Annotated in this window: 20 protein-coding genes; 5 read left to right on the plus strand and 15 right to left on the minus strand. The window is 63.2% G+C overall.

Annotation, left to right across the window (positions count from 1 at the left end):
• The first annotated feature begins 4 nt into the window (after window positions 1-4).
• The 3 genes from M2D63_RS20030 (at window position 5) to M2D63_RS20040 (ending at window position 2617) form a co-directional block, all read left to right on the plus strand.
• Entirely contained in the window at window positions 5-1192 is a 1188-nt protein-coding gene (locus M2D63_RS20030) for a type II secretion system F family protein (protein ID WP_285864736.1), read from the plus strand.
• Between the two features lie 114 nt (window positions 1193-1306).
• Entirely contained in the window at window positions 1307-1948 is a 642-nt protein-coding gene (locus tag M2D63_RS20035) for a TenA family protein (protein WP_285864737.1), read from the plus strand.
• 9 nt (window positions 1949-1957) lie between these two features.
• Entirely contained in the window at window positions 1958-2617 is a 660-nt protein-coding gene (locus M2D63_RS20040) for a TenA family protein (protein ID WP_285864738.1), read from the plus strand.
• A gap of 125 nt (window positions 2618-2742) precedes the next feature.
• Here M2D63_RS20040 and xerC read toward each other — a convergent pair whose 3' ends face one another.
• On the minus strand, window positions 2743-3657 hold the full coding sequence (xerC, locus tag M2D63_RS20045) for a tyrosine recombinase XerC (RefSeq protein WP_285864739.1): 915 nt from the start codon (window positions 3655-3657) through the stop codon (window positions 2743-2745).
• A 258-nt stretch (window positions 3658-3915) separates the two neighbouring features.
• Here xerC and M2D63_RS20050 point away from each other — a divergent pair, with 258 nt between their 5' ends.
• Complete coding sequence (locus tag M2D63_RS20050; RefSeq protein WP_285864740.1) at window positions 3916-4548, plus strand: DUF1345 domain-containing protein; 633 nt, start codon at window positions 3916-3918, stop codon at window positions 4546-4548.
• Here the strand turns inward: M2D63_RS20050 and M2D63_RS20055 are convergent.
• The gene (locus M2D63_RS20055) at window positions 4474-5730 is read right to left on the minus strand and encodes a pyridoxal phosphate-dependent aminotransferase (protein WP_285864741.1); all 1257 of its coding nucleotides are present in this window, start codon (window positions 5728-5730) and stop codon (window positions 4474-4476) included. The genes M2D63_RS20050 and M2D63_RS20055 overlap by 75 nt on opposite strands.
• Before the next feature lie 321 nt (window positions 5731-6051).
• Between M2D63_RS20055 and M2D63_RS20060 the strand changes: the two genes are divergently transcribed.
• On the plus strand, window positions 6052-6312 hold the full coding sequence (locus M2D63_RS20060) for a DUF1652 domain-containing protein (protein ID WP_285864742.1): 261 nt from the start codon (window positions 6052-6054) through the stop codon (window positions 6310-6312).
• Between the two features lie 5 nt (window positions 6313-6317).
• On the opposite strand, the gene M2D63_RS20065 is transcribed toward M2D63_RS20060, so the two are convergent.
• The 13 genes from M2D63_RS20065 to M2D63_RS20125 form a co-directional block, all read right to left on the minus strand.
• A complete protein-coding gene (locus M2D63_RS20065) occupies window positions 6318-8402 on the minus strand; it encodes a bifunctional diguanylate cyclase/phosphodiesterase (RefSeq protein ID WP_285864743.1) in 2085 nt (694 codons plus the stop codon).
• A gap of 108 nt (window positions 8403-8510) precedes the next feature.
• Window positions 8511-9626, minus strand: coding sequence for an OmpA family protein (locus M2D63_RS20070; protein ID WP_285864744.1), 1116 nt, complete (start codon window positions 9624-9626; stop codon window positions 8511-8513).
• A 22-nt stretch (window positions 9627-9648) separates the two neighbouring features.
• Entirely contained in the window at window positions 9649-10080 is a 432-nt protein-coding gene (gene tssE, locus M2D63_RS20075) for a type VI secretion system baseplate subunit TssE (RefSeq protein WP_285864745.1), read from the minus strand.
• A complete protein-coding gene (gene tssJ / locus M2D63_RS20080; protein ID WP_285864746.1) occupies window positions 10077-10622 on the minus strand; it encodes a type VI secretion system lipoprotein TssJ in 546 nt (181 codons plus the stop codon). The genes tssE and tssJ overlap by 4 nt, the downstream gene beginning before the upstream one ends.
• Entirely contained in the window at window positions 10603-11655 is a 1053-nt protein-coding gene (gene tssG, locus M2D63_RS20085) for a type VI secretion system baseplate subunit TssG (RefSeq protein WP_285864747.1), read from the minus strand. The genes tssJ and tssG overlap by 20 nt, the downstream gene beginning before the upstream one ends.
• The gene (tssF, locus tag M2D63_RS20090) at window positions 11652-13424 is read right to left on the minus strand and encodes a type VI secretion system baseplate subunit TssF (RefSeq protein WP_285864748.1); all 1773 of its coding nucleotides are present in this window, start codon (window positions 13422-13424) and stop codon (window positions 11652-11654) included. The genes tssG and tssF overlap by 4 nt, the downstream gene beginning before the upstream one ends.
• 24 nt (window positions 13425-13448) lie before the next feature.
• Window positions 13449-15035 (minus strand): type VI secretion system protein TssA, encoded by a 1587-nt coding sequence (tssA, locus tag M2D63_RS20095; protein WP_285864750.1) that lies wholly within the window; start codon window positions 15033-15035, stop codon window positions 13449-13451.
• Entirely contained in the window at window positions 15032-18325 is a 3294-nt protein-coding gene (locus tag M2D63_RS20100) for an ImcF-related family protein (protein WP_405310670.1), read from the minus strand. The genes tssA and M2D63_RS20100 overlap by 4 nt, the downstream gene beginning before the upstream one ends.
• Before the next feature lie 22 nt (window positions 18326-18347).
• The gene (locus M2D63_RS20105; RefSeq protein WP_285864752.1) at window positions 18348-19535 is read right to left on the minus strand and encodes a hypothetical protein; all 1188 of its coding nucleotides are present in this window, start codon (window positions 19533-19535) and stop codon (window positions 18348-18350) included.
• Window positions 19536-19571: 36 nt separating this feature from the next.
• Entirely contained in the window at window positions 19572-20270 is a 699-nt protein-coding gene (locus tag M2D63_RS20110; RefSeq protein WP_285864753.1) for a DUF3592 domain-containing protein, read from the minus strand.
• Between the two features lie 107 nt (window positions 20271-20377).
• Window positions 20378-21409: an SUMF1/EgtB/PvdO family nonheme iron enzyme gene (locus M2D63_RS20115; protein WP_285864754.1), complete on the minus strand. Its 1032-nt coding sequence runs from the start codon at window positions 21407-21409 to the stop codon at window positions 20378-20380.
• Between the two features lie 22 nt (window positions 21410-21431).
• Complete coding sequence (locus M2D63_RS20120; protein ID WP_285864755.1) at window positions 21432-23756, minus strand: hypothetical protein; 2325 nt, start codon at window positions 23754-23756, stop codon at window positions 21432-21434.
• A 17-nt stretch (window positions 23757-23773) separates the two neighbouring features.
• The coding region (locus tag M2D63_RS20125) for a type VI secretion system Vgr family protein (RefSeq protein WP_285864756.1) at window positions 23774-25132 on the minus strand (1359 nt) is incomplete at its 5' end.

Raw genomic sequence — 25132 nt, forward strand, 5'->3', positions numbered from 1 at the left:
GCACATGCGCTTCGAGCTCAAGGCACTGGGGAAAACCGGGGTGGTCCTGCTGACGCTGGACGCCCAGGACGCCGGGCAGGCCCGGCAGCAAGCCGAGCAGCAAGGCTTGCGGGTGGTCAGCGTGCGCAACTGCGAACGCTTCGCCCGCTTGCGTTGGCGCCGTGGCGAAACCTTCGACCTGGTGCTGTTCAGCCAGGAGTTGACCACCCTGCTCAACGCCGGCCTGCCGCTGATCGACGCCCTGGAAAGCCTGGCCGAAAAGGAGTCGGCGGCGCAGGCACGCAAGACCCTGGGTGAACTGGTACGGCTGCTGTATGAAGGCAAGTCCTTCTCCCAGTCGCTGGCCCAGTTGCCCAGTGTGTTCCCGCCGCTGTACGTCGCCCTGGTGCAATCGAGCGAGAAGACCGGCGCCCTGGGCGATGCCCTGGGGCGCTATGTCAGCTACCGCCAGCGCATGGACGAAGTACGGCAGAAAATCATCAGTGCCTCGATCTACCCGTTCCTGCTGCTGTTGGTGGGCGGTGGCGTGGTGCTGTTCCTGCTGGGCTATGTGGTGCCGCGCTTCAGCCTGGTGTTCGAAGGGCTGGGCACCGAGTTGCCGTGGTTGTCGCGGCTGTTGATGCAGGCCGGGATGTTCCTGCATGCCCATCAGGCGCCCCTGGCCATGGGCGTTGCCGGCACCCTGGCCGGGCTGTTCCTACTGCGCCGCGATCCGCGGGTGCGGCGCTGGCTGAACCGCCAGCTCGAACGCCTGCCGGCCTTGCACCGGCGCCTGGTGATGTACGAACTGGCACGCTTCTATCGCTCCCTGGGGATCCTCCTGCAAGGCGGTATTCCCATCCTGACCGCCATGGGCATGGCCCGTGGCCTGCTGGGGGCTGCGGCCAGCCAGCGCCTGGAGCTGGCCTGCGAGCGGGTGCGTGAAGGCCTGTCGCTGTCGGCGGCCCTGGAAGCCGGGCACCTGGTGACCCCGGTGTCGCTGCGCCTGCTGCGCGCTGGCGAGCAGTCGGGCAACCTGGGGCAGATGATGGAGCGCAGCGCCGACTTCTACGACGAAGAGATCAGCCGCTGGATCGAATGGTTCGTGCGCCTGTTCGAACCCCTGTTGATGACCTTCATCGGCCTGTTGATCGGCTTTATCGTGATCCTGATGTACATGCCGATCTTCGAGCTGGCGTCGAGCATCCACTAGCGGCTGGCGTGACAATCATTCGCACTTGCTGTATACAATCGGCCGGTCTCATTGCGAGGCCGCCCTCGCCTGCCGCTCGCGGTCTCGCTGTCACCTTCCGCCGAGGACAGCTGGATGACCGAACGCTTCACCGATACCCTTCGCCTGCTGAGCGAACCGGGCTGGACCCGCTCCATCGAGCATCGCTTCGTCAACGAACTGATGGCCGGCACCGTGAATGATGCCGTGATGATCAACTACCTGATCCAGGACCACCGCTTCATCGATGCCTTCCTGACCCTGCTCGGCGCCGCCATCGCCACGGCCGACACCTTCGAGGCACGCATTCGCCTGGGCCGCTTCACCGGGGTGATTTCGGGTGAAGAGAACACCTATTTCCTGCGCGCCTTTGAGGCCCTTGGGGTCAGTGACGCGCAACGTCGCGACGCCCCCGACTCGGCGCCCACCGCCGGCTTCAAGGCGCTGATGCGCGAAGCGGCGGCCAGCCGTTCCTACGCGGCGGCACTGGCGGTGCTCAACGTCGCCGAAGGGCTGTACCTGGACTGGGCCCTGCGCGCGACCCGGCCACTGCCGCCGCGCTTCGAGCATGCCGAGTGGATCACCCTGCACGACAACCCGGACTTCCAGGCCTTCGTCGCCTTCCTGCGGGCGGAACTGGACCGGGTCGGGCCGAGCGAACAGCAGATCAGCACCGACTTCTTCCTGCGCGCCGTGGCGCTGGAACAGGCGTTCTTCGACGCCGCCTACGACATCTGAGGATCACCCATGGATATTTTCGAGCGCCTCAAGCAGGCCGCCAGCGCCGACTGGAACAGCTACGTCGACCACGCCTTCGTGCGCCAGATGGGCGCCGGCACCCTGGCCCAGCCGGCCTTTCGCAAGTACCTGGTACAGGACTACCTGTTCCTGATCCAGTTCGCCCGTTCCTGGGCGCTGGCTGCCTACAAGAGCCGCACCCTGGACGACATCCGCGCCGCCCAGGCAGGGTTGGCGGCGATCCTCGACGAGACCGCGCTGCATGTGCGCCTGTGCGAGCGCTGGGGCCTCTGCGCCGACGACCTGGCCGCCACCCCGGAACACCAGGCCACCGTCGCCTACACCCGCTTCGTGCTCGACTGCGGCGCCGCCGGTGACCTGCTCGACCTGCACGTGGCCCTGGCGCCCTGCGTGATCGGCTACGCCGAAATCGGCCGCAACCTGAGTCCCGACGGCGTCGAAGCCCTTGCCGATCACCCTTACCGCGAGTGGATCGCCGAGTATGCCGGCAGCGGCTACCAGGGCGTGGCCACCGCCGCGCGGGCGCATCTGGACGCGCTGGCGGCACGGACCATGACCGAACAGCGCTTCGAGGAACTGGTCAAGGTGTTCGCCCAGGCCTCGCGCCTGGAGGCCGACTTCTGGCAGATGGGCCTGGATGCCAGCTGATCGCAGGCTTCGCCAGCTCCCACAGTGAGAACACCCATCCAACCTTTTGGGGGCAGTTCAGTGATTGCCGGGCACTTGTGGGAGCTGCCGCCAGGCTGCGATCGGCCGTGCAACGGCCGCGACAGTCAGTAGTCGTAGCGATCCACCGCCCGGCGCCGTTCGTTGTCGTCGCGCATGTCGTAGTTGGCCGTGGTCTGGATGTTGGTGTGATGCGCCAGCTTCTGGGCAATCGACAGGTCATGCTCTTCGATCACCCGGGTAATGAAGGACCGGCGAAAGTCATGGGGCATGATCTTCACCCCAACCTGGGTCCCCCGCTGGCGGGCAATGTAGTAGATCGCATGCTTGGTGATGCGCTCGCGGGTGATATGGCTGCCACGGCGGATGCGATTGAACAGGAAGTCGTCGTCAGCCTGGCCCTCGGGCAACTGTTCGCGCCGAAACGCCAGCCAGGCATTGAGCTTGTCGAAGGCCCAGGTCGGCGCGTACTTGATCAACTGCTTGTTGCCCTTGCCCACTACCTGCAGGCTGCGCTCGCTGAAGTCGACCTGGGCCAGGCTCAGGTTGACCGACTCGGACTTGCGCATGCCGGTGCCATACAGCAAGGCGATCACCGCCGCGTCACGCAGGCCCTGGGGCCGGGGGTCGGCGGCGCAGGCATCCATCAGTTCGCGAATCAGGCTGCGCTTGAGGTTGCGGCCACTGGGCAGGCGCGTGCCCTGGGCCGGCTTGACCGTGCGGATGCGCAACAGCTGGTCCTGGCTGACCAGGCCCAGGCGCCAGGCTTCATTCATGACCCCGCGTACGGCATTGACGTACAGCGACGAGGTGTTCGGCGCATAGCCATCGGCCCGCAAGGCCGCCACCAGCGCAGTGACGTGCCCGGGTTCGAGTTGGTGCCAGGGCACCTCGGCAATGTCGCAATCCTCGAACCCCAGGCGGTCGGCGGCGTCCTGGAGGATGTACTTCATGGTCAGCTGGCTGGAAGGCGCCAGGCGGGCGAGGTATTGCAACAAGGGGTTTTGCAGTGAATCGGACAAACCGGGAATCCTGTAGAGCTGAACTGAGGTCAGAATGACTGCATCCTTTCATTCTGACTCGGACCACAGCAGGTCATTGTGACCCGCATCATGACCAGATCCTTGATTGGCAAGCCATTTTTGCCTGGCACAGGGCGTGATGGTACCTCATCACCCCCACTGGAATCGATTGAGGGCAAAATCATGGCCACCCCTTTTGGCTGGTCAGCCGCTGGCTGGAGGCTAAAGTTGCACAAGGACCCCCGGCCTTGAGGCACCATGGCTTTTCATCGATTGACCCGCAGCCACCCGCGCCTGACCGTCGCCACCCTCACCGGCCTGCTGGCCGGCTGGCTGGTGCCGGCCAGCGACTGGGTCGAACACGTGCTGATCGGCTGGAATGTCGGCGTGTGGCTGTACCTGCTGCTGATCCTGTGGCTGACCGTGGGCGCCAGCGCGCAAAAGGTCAGCCAGGTGGCCAGTATCGAGGATGAAAACGCCGGCCTGGTGTTGTTCACCGTCAGCGTCGCGGCGATCGCCAGCCTGGCCGCGGTGATCCTGCAACTGGTGGGCGACGGCGCGGGGCCGTTGCGCTATGCCTATACCGGGTTCACCGTCGCCGGCTCCTGGTTGCTGATCGGCACCATTTTCAGCCTGCACTACGCCCACCTGTTCTACACCGCCCGGGAACATACGCCGCTGCTGCGTTTTACCGACGGTGAACGTCACCCCGACTACTGGGACTTTCACTACTTCTCGTTCACCTTGAGCGTGGCGGTACAGACCTCGGACGTGGGCGTCGCCGGACGCGAGATGCGCCGGGTGGTGCTGGCCCACTCACTGGTAGGCTTTATCTTCAATACCGCGATTCTGGGCTTTACCATCAACCTGGCCGCAACCCTGATCAACTGAAGTCTGGCCTTCGAGCACCTGCATGGCACACCGGGCGATGCGTCGGCAGGCCTCGACCAGGCGCTCGCTGTCGAGCACCAGGCCAAAGCGCAGGTGCCCGGCCGCACTGGGGCCGAAGGCATCGCCGGCCAGCACCGACACGCCGTGCTCCTCCAGCAGGCGCTCGGCAAACGCCTGGGCACCCAGGCCGGTCTCGCGGATATCGATCATCACGAACATGCCGCCATCGGGCTTGTGCACGCGCACGCCCGGGCAATGGGCCAGGCTTGCGCAGACCCGGTCGCGGCGTTCGCGGTAGGTCTGGCGCATCTGCCGCACCTCTGGCAGGTCCTGCTCCAGTGCCAGCTGGGCGGCGTCCTGGACGAAGTCCGGCAGGCCGTAGAGCATGCACAAGGCCAGGTTGCTCAAGTGATCGCCCAGCGCCTGCGGGCCGATCACCCAGCCAACCCGCCAGCCCGACATGGCGTGGGACTTGGACAAACTGTTGATGGTCGCCGTGCGTTCGGCCATGCCCGGCAGGCTGGCCGGGCTGAAATGCTCGCCTTCATACAGCAGCTCACTGTAGACCTCATCGCTGATCAGCCACAGGTCATGCTCGATGCACAGCCGCGCCAAGCGCTCCCAGGTGGACCTGGGCAAGCTGGCGCCAGTGGGATTGTGCGGGCTGTTGAACAGCAGCGCCCGGGTGCGTGGCGTCACCAGCGCCGCCACATCCGCCGGGTCGACGCGAAAGCCCTGCTCGGGCTTGACCGCCACCGGCACTACCCGCGCACCACAGGCGCCGAACACCGCCTCGTAGGTGACGTACATGGGCTCGGCGACGATCACCTCGTCACCGGGGTCGAACAGGCACTGGGCCACGCCATACAAGGCGCACTGCGCCCCGGCCAGCACCACCACCTCCTGCGGGTCGACCGGCTGGCCGCTGTGACGAGTGTGGTGGCGGGCAATGGCCCGGCGCAGGCCCAGGCTGCCGCGGATATCGGCGTAGTGGGTACGGCCGGCGTGCAGGCTGTCGATGGCGGCGTCGACAATAACCTTCGGCGTGTCGAAGTCCGGGTCGCCGATCGACAGCAGGAAGATCTCCCGCCCCTGATCCTGCAACTCGACGGCGCGGTAGTGAATATCCCAGGCAGCGGCGCCGTCACCGGCGATACGTTGGGTGAGCGCGGAATAACGCATGACGGTCTCCTTGACTGAGCCTGGGCGCCATTGGTCTGAAAGTTACCCAGGCGGGCATCCTAGCCGACTGCCGGTAAAAATAGCAGAACGCCCAGCGCCGCCGCGGTGAAATATTGCCGGCAAACGTTTGCCGTTTTCCAGCGTTGGCCATGAGGTTGCCGCACAGCACCAGGCCCTGCTTCAAGGAATCGACAAACCGTCATCATCACGGGCAGACACTGGTGTCAGCGGTGCTATGGTTAGGGGGCTCTCCAGGGTCCCCGGGGACCTGTTGCGCACCTCGATCCGCCCACCTGTTGTTCACCCTACAAGGAGGCTGGCATGAACAAACTGACATTTCCCAGCGCCTGCCAGATGATGCGCTGGCACTTTCATCCGCTGGGGTTCGAGGCCAGCATGGACGCGCCGCGCAGCATGATCGCGCGCCTGTTCGACCGGGCCACCGGTGAAACCCTGCTGGCCGTCGCCGGCATCCCCTGCGCCACGCTCATGCCCGCCGCCGATGTCGAACGCATCATCGAAGCGGTCGAGGCGGAACTCGAGGCGTTCGAGCCGTCCTGCCACCTGCGCGCCGCAGGCTGAAGGTTTCAGTCCACCGCCAGGCTTTCGCGGGCCCGCTCGATATCGACGATGAAGCGCTCGGCCGGCATCGGCTGACCGAGCAGATACCCCTGCAACGAATCGCAACCCAGGCGCGTGAGGAAGTTCTGCTGACGGTCGGTTTCCACCCCTTCGGCGACAATCCGCAAGCCCAGCGCCTGGCCCAGGGCGACGATGGCCGAGACGATCGCCGCGTCATCGCTGTCCTGCTCCAGGTCGCGGACAAAACCACGGTCGATCTTCAGCTCGTTGGCCGGCAGGCGCTTGAGGTACATCAGGCTCGAATAGCCGGTGCCGAAATCGTCGATGGACAGGTCGACGCCCATGTCCGAGAGCTTCTGCAAGACCTCGAGGCTGGCATCGGCATCGTGCATGGCCGTGGTTTCGGTGATCTCCAGGGTCAGGCTGTTGGCCGGCAACTGGTGACGAGCCAACACCCGGGCGACGCTGTCGACCAGCCCGGCATGGCAGAACTGGATGGCCGAGAGATTGACCGCCATGCGCCAGTCGCTGTAGCCCTGGTCGATCCAGGCACGCATCTGCCGGCAGGCTTCGTCCAGCACCCACTCGCCGATGGGGATGATCAACCCGGTCTTTTCCGCCAGCACGATAAAGCGATCCGGCAGCAGCAGACCATGCTGCGGGTGCTCCCAGCGCAGCAGCGCCTCGGCGCCGATGGGCTGGCAATGCCGGGCGTCGAACTTGGGCTGGTAGAACAAGCGGAACTGGCGCTGGTCCAGCGCGGTGCGCAAGTCTTGCAGCAGTTGCAGTTGCAGGCGCGCGTTGCTGTTCATCGACACATCGAAGAAGCTGTAGCCGTTCTTGCCGGCGCTCTTGGCGTGGTACATCGCCGCATCGGCATTGCGCAGCAACTCGTGCTGGTCCTGGCCGTTGCCTGGGTAGAGCACGATACCGATGCTCGCGGAAATCTGCAGGTTCTGCTCGGCCACGCGGAAAGTCCGGGAAATCAGATTGACCTGCTTGGCCGCGACGCTCACCGCATCGTCGGCATCCTGCAACTCCACCAGCAGCACGAACTCATCGCCGCCGATACGCGCCAGGGTGTCCTGGTTGTGCAGGTGGCCGCGCAGGCGCTGGGCGACCTCCTTGAGCAGCAGGTCGCCCATATGGTGGCCGAAGGCATCGTTGACCGGCTTGAAGCCATCCAGATCGATGAACATCAGCGCAAAACAGCCGCCCTGCGCCGTGACCTTGGCGATGGCCTGGTCGATACGGTCGGCCAGCAGCGTACGGTTGGGCAAGCCGGTCAGGGTGTCGTGCAGGGCCAACTGGGTCAGCTCCTGGTTGGCCAGGGTCAGCGAGCGGGCAAGCTCGGCGGTGCGCGCTTCCAGGCGGGCATCGAGCACCGAGGTCAGCAGCGCCACCGCCAGCACCGCCAGGGTGGTGATCAGCACCAGGTAATCCAGGCCGTTGCCGCTCAGGCCATTGACCAATGCGCCGCAGAAGCTGCCTTCGGGAAAGTTCGCCGCCGCCATGCCGGTGTAGTGCATGCCGACAATCGCAAAACCCATCACCACCGCCGCCGCACCGCGGATCTGGCGGACATAGAGGGTCTGCTGGCGCAGCCGGAAGGCGATCCACAAGGCCGCCGCCGAAGCGCCCACGGCGATCACCAGCGACAGGCCGAACAAGGTCGGGTCGTAGTCGATGCCCGGCGTCATCAACAGCGCGGCCATGCCGGTGTAATGCATGCTGCTGATGCCAGCGCCCATGATCAGCGCCCCCAGGCCCAGTTGCGTCCAGGGCAGGCTCGGCTGGCTCACCAGCCACAGGGCAAACCCCGACGACAGGCCGGCGATCAGCAGCGACAACAAGGTCAGGCCCAGGTCATAGCCCAGGGGGATCGGCAGGCTGAAGGCGAGCATGCCGATAAAGTGCATCGACCAGATGCCAAAGCCCATGGCCAGCGCGCCACCGCCGATCCACAGGTACACCGCCCGGCCCTTGGCGGTGGCGATGCGTCCGGTCAGGTCGAGCGCGGTATAGGAGGCAAGGATGGCCACGCACAGTGAAATCAACACCAGCGAAGAGGAGTAACTACCGATTAGCATGAAGGCCTTCCACAACCCAGGAACCGGGCACAGACAGGGCCCGGGGAAAAGCCGATGATTGTACTCAAGCTTTGGCGAAACGCACGGGTTTTCGCGGGTGTTCGTCGACTAGCCGCAAGCCCCCGGCACCGGTAGCAATTGTATGTCGACCCGACGGTTGACCGACCGCCCCTGCTCACTCTCGTTGCTGGCAATCGGCTGACTGGCGGCCAAGCCCTGCACTACAAAACAACTGTCGGGAATGTCGCCCATGCGCTGTATCCACTCGCGTACTGCCAGGGCCCGGTCCTGCGACAGTCGGAGGTTCTTGTCCGGGGCTCCGCTGGCATCGGTGTGTCCGGAGATAACGATCATCCGGCCTGGCTGAAACTTGATGTCGGCCAGGGCATTGACCAGCGCCTTGGTGGACCCGGCCTTGAACTCGGCACTGCCGGCATCGAACAGGCGCAGGCTGCTCAAGCGCACGGGCTCAGGCACCCCCCGTACGCGGTCCTGGCCGCTCAGCAGGTACTGCCAGCCCGCCCAACCAGCCAGGGCCAGACAGCTGGCCACTGCAAGCAACCACAAACCCCAGGGCCTTCGTCGGCTTGCAAGGCGAAACATCGGCAAGTCGGCAGTACGCGGGGGCGTAACGACCATGATCGGCGTCACGGGTGTCGATGCTTCTCCCCTGACCGACGCCAGCACTGTCGCCGTGGGGCTGTGCGACAACTCAAGGCGCTGCACAAGAATTGCGACCTGTTGACGCAACGTCTGCAACGAAAGCATCGGGGTTCGCACCTGGCGCTCCAGCAGCGTGCCCAGGTACTCAAGTGCGCTGCCCAGTCCCATGAGTGCAGGCAGACTGTCCGGCTTCAGATCCAGGGTACGCACCAGTGACTGCATTTGCGCGAACAGCCAGAACAGGATGTCCAGGCGATCCGCCGATCTCGACGGCCATAGCCGCGCCCACTCGTTGCCAAGCGTTTCCAGCAGGGCCACGCCCTCGGTCATGCCCTCCAGGCCATGGCGTTGGCTTCGCGCCAACACGAATGCAGCGGCTGTCTGCAACTCCGCCCCATTCTTGTCGAACAATGCCAGGCACAGTTGCTCCACCCGCAGCCAGTCGACGTCCGGGCAGGCCGGGTGGCCCAGTTTGGCAAGTTCGCTACGCAACAGGGTGAACTCCCTGTAACCGCCGGGATCGCCGCCGATTCGAAGATGCATCTCAAATAGTGCCGTCATCCAGCCCACTTCCCTTTCAGGTTCACGACTTCGACAAGTACTGCTGTCGCTTCAGGTGACGCACCAGTACATTGCCCTCGGGTGCCAGCGTCGTAGCAAACGACATTCGCTCACCGCCTGTGAGTTGCACATCGAGGCGATATTCAAGGTGGCCAGGCTGTGCTTGCGCCAGCAGGTCAACACTCACCGCTGCCAGGCGTGGCTCGTACCTGAGCAGGGTATCGACCAGGGTGTGCATCAGCCGGTGCGCCGTGGCGGGAAGCCCCTGCAGGACCATGCCCATGTCAGGCAGACCGTAGTCCGGCAGGTGGCTGAGCGTGCCGGCGCGGCTGTTGAGGATGCGTTGCAGATTATCCAGCACCGACAAGGTCAATTGGTCCTCTTCGGCGACCTGATCGAGCGCCAGTTCACCGTCGAAATTTTGCAGGAGCACTTCATAAAGCGATGGATTCACTTCGTCTGCTCCCTATTCCTGGGGCGTAGGGCCAGGCGATCCTCGCTCAGCTCGATCACTCGCGGCCGGTCCGGATCGAGGTCGTTGCGGCTCAGGGTCAGGCGCCAGGTGTCCTGGTCTGAGTCGGGCGTTCGAAACAACGCTACCACCGTGACGAACGCTGCGCCCGAATCCAGGGGTATGCTCATCTGAGCACCTTCACCGGGTTTGACCACCACGGCCCGTTCATCCAGCAGGTCGGCGCCCAGCACCCTGTTGCCACTGTGCAACAGGTCGTCGTAGGTCGCCCGCTCCATGGCCTTGCGCTCGCGCAATTGATAGATACGCACCATGGTCGGCACTGACAGGTCGCTCATATCCGTCACGTCCCTGTTCGTGGCTGCCCGCCCACTGAAATCCAGATGAAGCGTTTTGACCTGTGTGTAGAAAATGGCCCGGGCTGTGGATGTGCTGCTGTCGGTCAGGGTCTGGGTCAGACCGCAGCCGCCGAGCAATGCCGCCAGCGCGACCAGCCACACTGCATTAGAAACCGTACGCCACATGATGTATCTCCCTGATCCGAGGGTTGCTCTGCAGGCCGCTGTAACGGCCGAGGTTGATGGTGAGGGTGTCGCGCCGAGCCGCCTGCCTGGGGGCATTTCCCAACCCCAGCACAGCGGTCATGCCCAACAGCACCGGGGCCTGCCCCAACACAGCGGGTGGAAGGCTGTGCACCGGGAGCGACAATTGCAGCCTGGCGGTACAACGCCACCCCAGGTACACCCGAAGCAACACCAGCAGGTCGCTGTGCAATGCGCCTGCGGGCAACCAACCGCGCGCTTCCTCCTGATCCTCGGTGAACAGCTCCAGGTGCAGCTCACTGTTGGCGTCATGGCCGACCCGCCCTAACGGGACACGTTGCGCCAGGCCGGTCGGATGGCGGCGGGACAGACCGGCCGGCTGCGCCAGGATGATTTTTCGTGGCCAGTGCGCGGTGACTACGGTCCGGGTTTTGGGGGCCAAGAGTTTGACCAGGGCCGCGATACCTTCGGCATTGCGCGTCGGTAGCCGCATAACGCCGAGCAATGCCAGAAAGCGTGACATTGGCGTGGCGATCCGCTCGCCGGTCCCTGGAATGCCCAGACCGACAAGCCCCAGCAGGCACTGGGAAGTCGCATCGCCGCCGCCTGCCTGGAACGTGGCGGGATACGAGTACTTGCGCCAGATGCGGTAAAACTGGGTAAAGATCCTGTGATTGAATATATCCAGAAAGGCTTCGAGCGCCTGGTGCCCCTCCCGACGTTGGGCAATGTCGTCCAGGTAGGCCGTCGGCAAGGGTGAATCGACCCCATACAGCCCAAGCAAACGGGTCCGTACCGTGGCCGGATGCCGGCCCATTTCAATGGCCTTCAGCTCGCCAGCCGGAAACCCCATGCCAGGGTGAGGCCGAAAGCGCACCGGATCATCAGCCGGGTGTGTGCTGCTGCCCAGGGGTGAATGGTCGGGCATCATTTGCTCCAGCAACTGGCAAAAGCGAAACAGATTGGCTTCGCTCACCCGCCCTCGCAGCGCTTGCAATACGTCGTCGACCTTCATCCGGGCACTCGCTGGCTGTGATTCTCACGCCATTGCAGGCACTTGCCGGTCGGTTGCAGGATCAGGGTGAGCTGATTGAACAGATGGATATCGGCGTACAGGGCGAAGAAGCGATTGAGCATCTCGCCAAACAGACTGATGTCACCCTCACCGCAGAAGCCATTGGCATCCAGGGTGACCTCGATGTCCACCCCGCGCAGCAGGAAGCCTTTTTCGAAACGCTGGATCAGGTGATGCTTGACCTCGACGATGGCCTCCAGGCGCCGACGGTTGAGTTCACTGCCCTTCCAGTCGTACAGCGCCAGGGTGCCGCGTAGCACTTCGGCGTTATCGAGCATGGGCAGGAAGTTCGAGCCCAGGTGACTGAGCACCCGCCAGTGAAAGCGATCCCGGCTGGGTGGATAACAGGGCAAGGTCGGCGCACAGAGGTTGCGCACCCGCAGATTGACCTGGCTGGTGTGCACCTGGGTCTCCAGCAAGGTGCTTTGCAGCGCCTTGCGCGGTAGCTGGCCATTGGTGCCGGTCAAGCACAATGACAACTTCTCGCCCTTGCCCGCCAGCGCCTGCTTGTCGAAGCCCTCCCCGCCCAGGATCAACCAGGTATCGTGCAAACCATTGGCACCCCGGCGCAGGCGCGTATGGAAGTAACGCTCCGGCGCCTGGTCACGCAGCATGCCGCCCTTGTGGCGAAAACTGGTAAAGGGCACGTATTCGTGGCGCACCTCATCTTCCGAGGCGGTGACCTGGTCCACCGAGTAGATCTCGGTATGGCCGTCCTGCAGGCGCATCGGCCGGAGCAGGTAATCGCTCTGCAATGGGTCGGTGCTCAGCGGGTCGGCTTCCAGGGGGAACAGATTGATCACCGGCACGGCATGCAGGCGAAGGTGTTCGGTACCGGGTACAAACCCATGGGGCCATGCCGTGTCGAACACCACCTCGAGCTCGAACCAGGGGGTACCTGCCTCGGGCGTCATCTGCTCCAGCCCGCACAGGCTCACGAACATGAACTTCTCGCGAAAGGTGAAGTACTCCAGCAGTAGTTGGTAGCCACTGAAGGCGCTGTCGCCCTTGGGCCACAGTCGGTCCTCGTCGGCAAAACCCTTGGGCACGAAGCGTGCGTGCAGTGCGCGGCGACCGTCTTGCCCAGGCAGCCTCAGGTATATCGTCTGCGTGTTCAACGTCAGCGCCTGGTGCAACGCACTGGCCAGCGCGGCGTCGGCGTTGAGGTAAAGCGTCAGGGCGCTGAGGTCGACCTGGCTCCAGTCACTCAACGGCCCGCAGGCAAAGCGCAAGCGCAGTAACGAACGTCCATCGGGCTCGTGGTCAAGTCGCACCGACTCCAGCGCCAGGGGCTGCAGCTTCAGGTCCTGGGTGGTGGTGTAACGACAACGGGTCTGGCGCGGCCCGATGGGATGCGACAACACCTCGAAGCCCTTGGCAATCACCATATCGCACTTCATCTGCGCCAGCTCCGGTTGCAACTCGATGATCGCCAGCGACGGGATGGTGCGCAGGTAATGGGGCCACAGCAGGCTGACCAGGCCTTCGGTCAACTCCGGCAGGTCGTCGTCGAGTTTCTCGCGCAGCCGTCCCATCAGAAAGGCAAAACCCTCGAACAAGCGCTCGACATAAGGGTCGTCCGCCCCGGGGCGATCCAGGTTCAGTTGGGCGGCACGGTCAGGGAAGGCTTGAGCAAACTCCTTGCCCGCCTCGCGCAGATAGCGCATCTCGGCATCGAAATAGCGCAGGGTCAGATTGTCGGTGTTCACAGTGAAAATCCTGGTCACTCGGGTTTAGCCGCACAGCACGGCGGCGCGTACAGGGTCGATGGCTACCAGTCCGGCCAGCAGGGCGTCCATTCGCCGAGCCAGCGCAGGCTTGTCGACATCGTTGCGTTGCGACCTCAGGCGCAGCAGCTTCAGCAGGCGCGCCTTGACCTCAAAATCAAGCGCTGGCTCCCACTCGGTCATAGCCTGGCGCCGGGCAGTGACCTCAAGGTCGTCGAGCAGGTGGACGGCAAGTTCGCTCTTGCCGTATTGCTCGGCGACCCGCGCCATCAGCAGGCGCAGCAGCCAACGTTGGCGTCCGCTGCGCACCTCGGGGCGCGCGGCGAGCCAGCCCAGCGCCCGCTCGACCCCTTCGCTGTCGGCCTGCGCCAGGGCTTCGTCTTCCAGGGCGAGGATTTCGCTGTCCGCCGAGGCAGGTGCAATCGCCGGCGCAGCCAACCACTGCGCGGAGCGATTGGCGCTGACCTGCTGGGTGATCCACTCGCGGGTGGTCGGCTCGGCGAACGGGCTTGCGTCGCTCCAGCTCTGCAGCTCCAGGCCTGGCAGGCGCTCGAGGAACATGCCCAGGTCGCGTTCGACGATATCCGCCCAGCTGCCTGCCGGCGCGGGTTGCTTGCCCAGTGCCTGATGCAGGTACCATTGCAGGTCCAGCCAGAAGTGGTTCACGCCCTCGGCAAAGACCTTCTCTACCTGAACAAGCAGTTCATCCCAGCGCTGTTGCAGGTACAAGCGCTTGAGTTGCGCCCGGTATTCGCTGCGCGGCGGTGCCAGACGGGTGATGCCGTTGGCATCCTGCGGCGGGGGCTGGTGCACCGTGTCCCAGCGCAGGCTTTTCATCAAACGGTGTGCCGCCAGCCAGCCCTCGGGCTGTTCGCGCAGGTAGCCGGCCATCAATCGACCGGCGTCCAGCAGGTCGCGTCCGGACTGGATGGCCGCGACACTCGGGCCGGCGACGTGAACACTCGATACCTGACTGGCACTGGTCTGCGGTACCACCGCGTCGACACCGCCACTTTGCGTCAGGCGTATGGACAGCGCACTGCACAGTCCGCCCAGGCTCGGGCGCTGGTCCTGCGGCCAGGCAGCAAGACCGTGCTCCAGCCAGGCCAGTGCCGCGACCGTACATTGCGCTTCGACCTTCACTACTTGCGGAAAACGCGACAGGCAATCGAGTACCTTGGCGCTGGCCAGCCACTCCAGGGCTGCCTTGCGGCCGTTGGGCCGGGTCGGCAGTACCGTGGCCGGATAACGCTCGATCAGTGCGGCCAGCAGGTTGAGCCCATCGGCGAGACCGGCTTCGCCGTCCCTGTGCAAACGCGCCCAGAGGTAATAGGTGACCACCCGCAGGTCCTTGCAGGTCTGGCTGAGCAACTGCTGGGCCAGTTGCACGACCCGCTCGGTGTCCGCTCCGGAAAGCTTGTTGACCTCCGCGCGCATGCGCTGGAAATCGTCGTTGTAGCCTGGGTCCTGCCCCACGGGCTCATGCTCGCTGATGGGCTGCAACCAAGCCTCCCAGCGTTGCCCCTGGTCACGGGCAAGCGCCAGTGGATCCCGGTCGCCCAGGCAAGTTTCGATCAATGACTGCAGGTTCATTCATGGCTCCCGTTGTACGCATAAGCGGGCACCGCCCCCCCCTCCTCCATGAAGATCCGTGGCGGAAGCGTGAAGCCACGCAGCTTGAGCAGCGCCAGCGGCCCGGCCCCCAGCTCGGTGCGCAGGTGCCAGGTCAGGCCCAGGCCGTCGGGGGCTTTGAGCACCAGGCGGTAGCGGCTGTCGCCATCGTCCAGCGGCGTCACCTGGGCCTGCTCCAGCCAGCGGATCAGGCCCCAGGTGCCCTGGTAGTCGCCGAACAGCCGCTCACCGCTGTCCACGCTGGTCCAGGTCAGGCTGGTGCCCGGCCGGTCGCTCAAGCCCGGCCAGGCGAAGCGCTGCCAGCTTTCCTTCTGGTTGAAGTAATGGTGGGCCTGGCCGTCGAGGACGAAGCGGGTCTGCACCACATCGCGCACCGGCTTGCCGCTCAGCTCGAAGCTCAGGCCCATGCCGCCGTCGGTGTAGAGCACGTCGGCCAGTTGGCTGAGCTGGTTGATCGCCGCCAGAAACCGCGGCTCGAAGCGCAGCCCCTGGCTGTGCCGCGGGTCGGCCAGCCAGCGGCTGCCTTCCTTGCGCAGCACCCCGCCCAGCTCGCGCTGGAGGAACTGCTCGATACGCCCGGCGTCGGCGCGGATCATCTGCCCGAGCATCGGCAGCGAGGCATCGCTGCCGGTGGCGGCGAACGGGTAGCGGCCGGTGAACGCGCCCTGCCAGTCGCTGACGATCGCGCGTTGCCACTGGCGATTGAGGCCCGCCGCCGACGGCTGCAGCACCCGCTGCCAGGCCTGCTCCAAGGGCTGGACGAACAGCGTCTGGCCTACCCCGCCCCACTGCGCGCCGAGGCTGGCGGCGATCAGGCTGCCGTAGTCGCGGGTGTCGGTGAGGTCCACGCCCTTGCCCTGGAACACCGTCTGCGCCAGGGCCTGGGTCATCGCCTGGGGGTCGCTGGCGTTGCTCACCTGCTGCAGTTTCAGGCGCACGCTGGTCACCCGGGTGAGGAAGCTGTGCAGGCTGAGGCTGTCGGCGCTGTTCCGGACCTCGGCATCCTTGCCCAGCAGGCTCAGCAACGGGCCGAAGGTGGGCGCCAAGGGGCCGGCGGGTAACGACTCCATCAGCACCGAGCTGTCCTCGCCGACCAGCTGGCGCGCCGACGCCAGCAGTGAGTCGGCCAGGGCCTGGCCGCGGCTGCCGGCCTGGCCCTGGTAGGCCAGGCTGTTCATCAGCGCGATCAGCGGCGACTGGCGCGCATCGCTCATCAGGGTCAACTGCTCGATCACCTCGGCCAGGCTCGCGGCCGGCTGCCAGCGCAGGCTGTTGAGAAAGTCCAGCCAGGCGTTGGAGTAGTCCTCGAAGTAGCGGGCGGTCAGGCGTTCGCGCAGTTGCTCGGGGCTCAGGGTGGCGGCGATGTCGCCGGGGTTGTCGCTGAGCACCCAGTCGATCTGCTCGCGGCGGGCGCTGGCGATGGTCTCGATCGCCGCGCGCACCTGGCCTTCCCAGGCCTGGCGGGTGAACACCCCCGGCACGCTGGCGCGTGCACTGAACAGCCGCTGGGCCTCGGTGTCGCCGACCAGTTGTGCCAGGCCCAGGGCCGGGTACTGCGGGCCGACCTGGTCGAGCACCTGCTGGTACAGGCTGGCCTCGGCATTGCGTTGGCCGAGCTGGCCGAGCAGCGCCTGGCGGACCTGGGCGACCAGCGCCGCATCGGCTTCGATGGCCCAGGCCGGGTTCGCCGCCAGCTGTTCGCCGTAGAACTGCCACAGCGCCGGTTGCTCGGCACCCAGGGTCTTGACCAGGAACGCCGCGTCGGCCTTGGTCGGCTGCGCCAGCATCAGGTAGGCCTTGAGCTGGTCGTAGGCCGTGGCGGCGCGTTCGGCGCGGGCGGGACTGTCGACGGGCAGTTCGACCCAGGCCTGCAGTTGCCGCTGCAGCCTGGCCACCGCCGGGTCGCGCAGCAGGCGCTGGTTGGCCTCGACATAGCGTGGCCACAGGCTGTCGAGCAGCGCCGGGGTCTGGTCGAGGCCGAAGCGCTGGTGCCAGGGCGCGCCGTGTTGACGGCGGTAGGCCAGGCGGTCCAGCTCGCGTACCAGCTCACGGAGGGCCTGAACCTGTCCAGTGCCGGCAGGCGCGGTTTGCTCCAGGATCGCCAGCGAGTCCTGGACATGCAGAATGACCGCGCGGTTGCTGGCGAACGACAGCAGCATCCCGGCGCCCCACAGCGCCGCCAGGCCCAGCGCCAGGGCGTAGCCGAGGCGTGGCAGCGGCCAGCCCAGGCGGCGGCCAGGGTGCGCCGGCTCAGCGAGTACCCCGGCCCAGGCCGGGTCCTGCGGCCAGTGGTGCTTGAGCCCATGCCTGGCGACCTTCGCCAGCGGCAGGCTGAACCACAACCCGCGCAGCGGCACGCCGCGGGCGAACTCACCGAGCAGCGGCGCCAGGGCCTTTTGCCAGCGACCAATGCTCTCGGCCTGCAGGTCGCGGGCCAGGCGCAGGAGAAAGTCGTGGGCCATGTTGCCGTTGACCTGCGTCCAGCCCAGTTGGCGCAGGGGCTGTTGCAGCTGAGTCAGTTGCTCTTGCAGCTGTGCCGAGGTGAGGCGCGCCGGCAAGCGGCAACCCACCGCCTGGGTGGCGCGCCCGGCCTGCTCCCAAGTACTGGCGCAGACCTGCCACAGGTGCAGCGGCAGGTGCCAGTGCAGGGCCTTGGCCAGGTTGCGCAGGCGCCGGGCAGCGATGGCCAGGGCCGTGGCGTCCTGGCTCTGGGCGCTGTCCAGCGCCCAGACCACGCCGTCCAGGGCGCACCAGCGGCTCAGTGCCTGCCACAGCTGGAGGCTGTCGGCGCTGAATTCGGCCTGCAGGCTGCCGCCGTGCAGCAGCAGGGTGTTGTCGCCTTCGAGCCACCCTTCCTCGGCCAGGCCGGGGGCGATGGCGGCGATCTGCTCGGGTTCGCCGACGACCAGCAGCAGGCGGACTTTGCGGCGCCAGAAAAGGCCGTAGTGGTCGCGTAGGTGCTGATGGATGGCATCCTTGGCAGGCTCACTGCTGGCAGGCTCAGGCAGCGGCCGCAAAAATGTCTGCTGAACGCGAGAGAAGAACTCCAGTGCCGCCAGCCTCTTGATCCCGACTATGCCAAGGCCATCCAGGAGCAAGATAAGCAGACACGCCAGCAGTAACCCGGCGGTCCATTGCAGTCGACTCACTTCATCCGCTAATGCAACGATTGGATTGTCGATCCAGATCAGCAGCCCCCCGACTGCAAACAGACAAAAGACCAGGATCCAGACACTGATTTGCTTATTCATCACTTTTCCTTGCAGCACATCATCAGGCCGGTCGCACGACACACCAGTGCGGTGTGGCATCCTGCAACATGACCAATTGCGGCTGGCTGTCAGCCACTGCCTGCTCGCTGGCGATGATCATGGCGATATTGCCGACCGCGCTGGCCGGCAACCCGAACGAGTCGTCCAGTCGATTGCATTTTTCACTGTCGAGCGGATAGCCGGTGCCGCTCATGACAATGTTCATTTCACTCAGCAAGGCGTCGGGCACCTGCAACTGCCAAGTAAAAAACTCGGAGGTCGTGTTTTCAATCCGCCCCCAACACAGCACGTCCTGTACGGAGCCGGCCTGGCTACTCATTGATACGGGGCGATGAATCCAGGCCGAAGGTTCTGGCCCCTGCCCGGCACACCGCTCAGCGAGCGCGAGCAACACCGCTGAAACCGATTCGGCTTGTTCGGCGACGGGCTCGGCGAACAAGTTGATCTCGATGGACAACAACAGTGCGGGCGCCCCGAGCTCGTCGAGCCAGGTATCCAGCCAGAACAGGCCGTCGTCCTGCGTTGCGAATATCACCTGCTCAACAGCCATGTCGTCGCTTGCACAGGAGTGCCACACCGCCAGCACCTCGGCGTCCGTCAACAGCTGGTTGTGCCTGATGCGCACCAGTACCGGAGCCTTGAGCCGCAGCAAGTCCTCGTCCAACCCCCGCATTACCTGTTGCAGCACGCCCTGCAACCGTTGCACACCGGATTGCCCCGCGGTCTGCTGCATAGGGTGAGGCAGCCGGCTCAGGCGCAAGGTCGTCAACCGCTGCGGTAAATAAACCGGTTGCAAAGGCGTGCTGCCGCTACGCAGGGCCTGGGCCAGGCGGTTGTTGCCAGCGGGGGAGCAGTACGACGTTGCCAATACGGCAATGGCACGCTGGCCCTGGCGGATCAAGGCGTGTTCCTGCTGCCCGTGGCTTTGGTTCCAGCCCTGGGCAAAGTTGTACTGGCGCTCGTAGGCCAGCAGACGCAAGGCGAACACCAGCACCCCCGAGAGCATGGGAAAAACCACCGCGCAGCACCAGAACCAGGCCGAATTGCGCGATTGATCGCCAGGCCAGAACAACACCACCAAGCCGCTGCACAACAAGGTGATCAGCAGCATCACCAGGCTCCAGCGCCCCTTGCCCGGGGGCGTCGGAAGCTGGACCTTGTCGGGTAAGGCACGCAGGTCCACCGTCACGTTACTGCCTCCACATCCATGAGCACGACACGGCGATCAACCCGCGGCCTTGGGAAGGAATGAAATATCGACATGGTATTTCTTGGGGTTGTTTCGCTCGATGAGTACCCGGATGGATTCGTCCTTTATATAGAGGGAAGGATCGAACCAGATGTTCTCGCTTTGGAACATGTGTACTTGCGAAGTCTGTGGATTGAGCCACTGGCACATGATCAGGTAAGGGTTTCGGCCATTGACCGAGAGACGAAAATTGCGCTCGACGGACTGAAACTTCGCTTCGATTGCCACGCCATTTTTTTGCAAGTAGGCGTGCTTGCGTGTTCTCAGCCGACCGATCGTGACCATAAGCATGCCAATAAATAAGAAGGGGCCTCCGATCACGGCCAGGACCAGGCTCACGCCCCAAAGGGCAAAAAAGGCATCGACCTTGGCATCTTCAGGATGTTCGGCCGCGTACAACACCCGGACTTCTTCGCCGACTAAAAAGGTAGGCGGATTGCTTCCCGCATTGGACCTGAACTCGAAAGAGCGGCCCTCTTCGTCGAGAAACTGTATGACCGGATAAAAACTGACAGAGTCACTACTTCTACTTTTCACCAATGCCACAACCTTACCTGACGCAGGCACGGCTTCATCGAGAAAATCGCTTGAGCTTTTGTAGGCGGCGGCTGCGCCTAACAGCGACAGGACACCGATTGTGGAAAATACATACTTGATCACTGACAACACTTTCATAGCACCTCCTGGCCAACGGCAACAGTGAAGCCGTCATCGACAAAGAAAAATCAAAAGACACTCACAAAAAAACACTCACTTTGAGGGCGAGCCAGTCGCCACCCCACTCAACTAACGGGCTTCGGACTATTCACAACGCAACGTGCAGTTTTATTTGTTATGAAAAGAACCTCTTCATCCACCCCCAAGCTTTGACGATACCCATCCGGATTCATGTAGCTTCGCTGAACATTGACCCCTCCCCCCCACGTCGGATCAGCATAAGCAACACCCCGCAGAACTTTGGCGTGCTTATTATTGGAGGCTAACCCTTTGAATACTGGCTCATCAGGCCCTTGCGGATCTTTTACCGGAGAGTAACTATAATAATCAGGATCGTACCAATCCTTGACCCACTCCAGGCCATTATCGGACATCGCGTATAACCCCAATGGATTAGGAGGAAACCTATCTACTGGCAAGGGTGTAAAGGTGCCCGTCTTCCATCCCATCTCCTTGGCATAGGCTGCCCGATCCCACGAACTGGAAATATTAATCCCCCTGGGGCCGCTCTCCCAATTCCTGGTTACAGGGTCATTAGTTGCCTTGTAGGTGCCATCATCCGTGGCCACCATCAAAAATTGGCCTCGGCTGCGTGCTGCATACTCCCATTGTGCCTCCGTAGGCAAGGTAATAGGCAATTTACTGACACGTGCCAACCAGCTGCAGTATTGCTCTGCCTCATACCAGTCCAGGTGTGCAGGTGTATTCGGTGGCGTATTTCTATCTCTCCAGTCCCTTTCATCCCACTCACCTACAACTCTCAACTGCAATCCGTTACTTCTCAAGTAAAACTGATAGGCCCGATTGGTAATCTTGAACTTGTCGACTGAATAGTTACTGAGCTCTACTCGATGCAACGGCTTACTATCTTCATCAGCATCATAAGGCAGTCGTTCCGACCCATACTGCAGACCATAGTCCCCCATCAGAAACTCACCGCCCTCAACGAAAACAAAATTGCTTATTGCCTCACCAATGAACCGACGTAGATCTTCCTGAGCAACACTTTCTTCAGCCCCACTTACTGATTTGACGTTATCGCAACCAACCAAAACCGAGACAACCATCAACCCAACACAAAAAAACCGGGAAGACATACGACCTCCTGAATCTAGCCAATCAAGCCAAAACTTCATCAGATCCAAAATCGCAACACTGTGGATAGTGAGGATTAGGACCAGTATTAAGCTGGTAGTACCTGGTAAAATTCATGGCCAGAGCATGCCCCCAGGAAATCTCCGACTTCAATCGCTCGCGAATAGCCACCAATTCTGCCTTTGCTTTATAAAGGCCCTGGTCACGATTGAAGCCCAATTGAAGAAAACCAATCAAGTACTGCTCCTGCTGCTCGACAACAACTAAGTCATTATCATCGGACATACTAATTCCGTCTGGCGTCATGCGACACAAGACTTTTTGCCATTCGGAACGTGTCTGAATGCTACTGAGCACATGGATCACAGCTTCCTTGCGCCGCCCATAGATATCGGGAATAAGACCAGGGCTACGATTCCCCGGATCAAAAAGATCCCAAACGCCATGACGAGTTAGTAGATAAAGTAGTATCCCCTTCGCCTCAGGAGTATAGCCCAACAGCCTCTCTGGACAGCCGTTAACATTTTCAGCCAATTGATTTCGCCGACTCGAACCTTCCAGTTCCTTTTTATTCTCATCAATAATGACTGTGACGACCTTCTTGAAATCGCGAGCAACAGAATCAGAACCTTCTTTCATCTTATTAAAAAACTTATAATAATCAACCTCCGCAGATATAGCCTGAAGCACGCAATATTGGCTATACGCCATAAAAGCATCACTTTTTATCAAATCTAAAAAACCATAATCCAGTCTATACAGTTGATAAATTAACCAAGCCCCAAACTCCGCAATTTTGTTAACCCCCACCTCCAAAACCAGCCCACCCTTGGCCCCCACGCCCCAACACAAACTGGCGGCCACATGAAAGCAGAACTTGCCGTTGATAAAGGTGCAGTGGAACTTTCCACCACCACCTATGCCCGTCATACCGGCAATGTTCGGGCTGATGCTGCAGAAGTCGGTGAACTGGCCGCTGGACTTCAATACACCTGCGAGGCTGCCATCCAGATCCGGCGGCGCAGCGGGCTTGAGCCACTGCAAGGCGCCCTTGAGCTGCCCCTCTACCCGGGCGCCGGCAAACGCCTCAGCCGATAGCGTCAGCCCCTCGTCTTCGCTGTTCATCTGCTGATGAAACCGGGCACCCGTGGTTCTGCGCTCGGTAAAGCGTGGCAGCCGTCCACCGGGTTGACCGGCCATCATTTGCTGGTCACCCTGGACCACCACTTGCAACTGGCCCTCGACCATCACCGAGGCACCGATGAAGCCGGTCAGGGACGAGCTCACACACAGGCGCAGCATGCCCAGGTCGAACGCCTGGCCTTTCGAAGTGGTGTAGGCCAGTGACCAGCCGAGCTTATCCGGTACAAAGGTTTCTCGTTCGGCAGTGCCCGATGCCACGGTGAAGCTGGCCTTCCCTTCGCCCTTCAAGGCAGCCTGCCCCGTGCGCGGGTCGTACTCGGCGCTGGCGCCGACGTTGCTGGCGTAGCGCATGAACTGGGCAGCGGCCGAGACGTCGACGTTGTCATTGACGGCGTGTTCAGTCTGCAGGCTTTCGTTCCAGGTTTCGGCCCAGCCGAAGAGTTCATACCCGAACGGCTTCCAGTCGACTGTGCCTTCGCTGTTCAGGCTATCGAGCTGTTCTTCCATCCCGGTCCAGCGGGCCAGGTCCTTGAGTTCCAGTTTCAGTGCCGGTGTCTTCAGCGTCGTCAGTTGCTTCTTGAGTTTGTCGCCGTCGATCCGCACCCGACCCTGCTTGTCGCGGCTGTAGATACTCTCCATCGCGCCTTGCTTGTCGCGGGACTTGAGCGACACATTGCGCAGGCCTTTGCTTTTCTGGCTGTTGTCGTAGTAGCCCTTTTTCACGTAGACATAGCGCCGGCCTACCGGCTGCTTACCCTTGCCTTTCTTGCCCTGTGCCTTGCCCGTGTTGCGGGTATCGCCGATGGGCAGCAACTCGACCACGTCGTCATAGCTCATGCCCGCCATCGAGAACGTGCCGAGCTTTTCCTGCAGCGCCGTTCGCTGCTTCTCCAGCTGATCTTCAGCCGTGATGACGGCCATCAGTTGTGCCTCGATGGCCAGGGCTGAACCCCCGGGCTGGGCATACGCCTGGGTGTAGCGCTGCAGGGCGCTGGTGTAACCAGCATTGGCCTGGTGATAGTCATCCATGTCCACCAGCATCCCCTGCCAGTGCTGCTCGAACGCGCCAGCCTGGTCATCGGCGACAAACACCAGTTCCTCCGTATCGGGGCGGAAATAGCACTGCACGGACTGGTGAAGGACCTGCGTGACGGCGCCCTGCCTGGACGTCCGGCCTTCACCCGCCGGTTTCTCGGTGTCGGACATGCTCGCGCTCTCCTTGCTCATTCAAAAAACAACCTGATGTTCTGGGCTTGTATGCCGTGGTGAGGCTGGCTGTAGCCGTTCTCGTCGGTGACGCCGCGCACGACGCTGCCATCGCCGGCTTCCAGGCGATAGGCGACATGGGGTTTGGGCGCCTGGCTCACCTGGTCAAGCACCTGGAAACGTCCCTGGGTGGGGTATTGGTACACGGGGTCCTGCAGGGTCATGGGGACAAGCGCCGTGTCCAGCGAGGCCGCCCCGCCCCAGGTGATATGGTCGTTGCGGATGCCGATCTGCCCCGGCGCGCCGAATTCGATCGAACCGTCCTTGAGCTTGATGTAGGCCCCACGGCTGACCAGAGTGATGCCGTGCTGGGCATTGAGGAGTAATTCTCCATTGATGCTGTTGAGCGTCAGCGCCTTTTCGGCCTGCAAGGTCATGGCATCGCTTTGCGCCTGGATCTCCACCGGGCCGCGGGCCGCGAAGAGTTTCAACCCCAGCTTCTGGGCAAACAGGCTAATGGCCTGGCCTGCTGCCACGCTGAAGCGTTTTAAGACGCTGAAATCGGCGCTGTCGCCTGCGGTAGCGGTCAGGGTCTGCCCGCTCGATAGCTGCAGATTACCTGGCGTGGTCTGTGCGATGCCGGCAGGCGCGGAGGCTACCAGCCCTGCATCGGCGAGACCCGCAAGCATTGATTTGAGCGCTTGCTGTGATTGAACATCGGCCGCTAGCGCACCCGATGCCGCGGCGCTCTGTGCCAGGGTTGCCACAAGCTCCAGGGCACTGTTCAGCTGGGCTATCGCACTGCTCATATCGAGTACTTGGCCCTGGGCCTTGGGTTGTCCATCAGCACTGATGAACAAACCCTTGCCCGCCCGGAGCGCGCCCCAACCATCGCTGCGCAGCTCAAAGCCTTCACCACGCTTCTGCTTTTGGCCATCGACCAGATGCCCGAGGTTCAACTGGCTCTTGCCACTGTGCTCGGTACTGAGCTTGATGTGCTCCTGCCCCCGGGTGTCATCCAGGCGCAGCTTGTTGTTGGCCGGGGTGCGTAGCACGTTGCGCTTGTAGTTGCGCAGGTTGACGTGGTCCGGGTGCTGGTCGTCGTGCAGGGCGTGGGCGATGTAGGGGCGGTCCGGGTCGCCCTGTTCGAAGGCCACCGCCACTTCGGTGCCGGCCAGCAGCGGCAGGTGCAGGCCGTGAGTGTCTCCGGCGTAAGGCCGTGCCAGGCGCAGCCACAGGCTCTCTTCGCCCAACCGCCAGCTGTCGCGGTCGAACAGAAAGCGCACCTTGTAGCGGCCGTGCAGGTCGATGTGGCCGTAAGGGTCGTTGGCCCGCGTGCTGCTGACCCGCGCCGGCACGGTGCCGGCGATCTGCGG

The sequence above is a fragment of the Pseudomonas sp. BJa5 genome, assembly GCF_030272875.2.
GTDB lineage: Bacteria > Pseudomonadota > Gammaproteobacteria > Pseudomonadales > Pseudomonadaceae > Aquipseudomonas.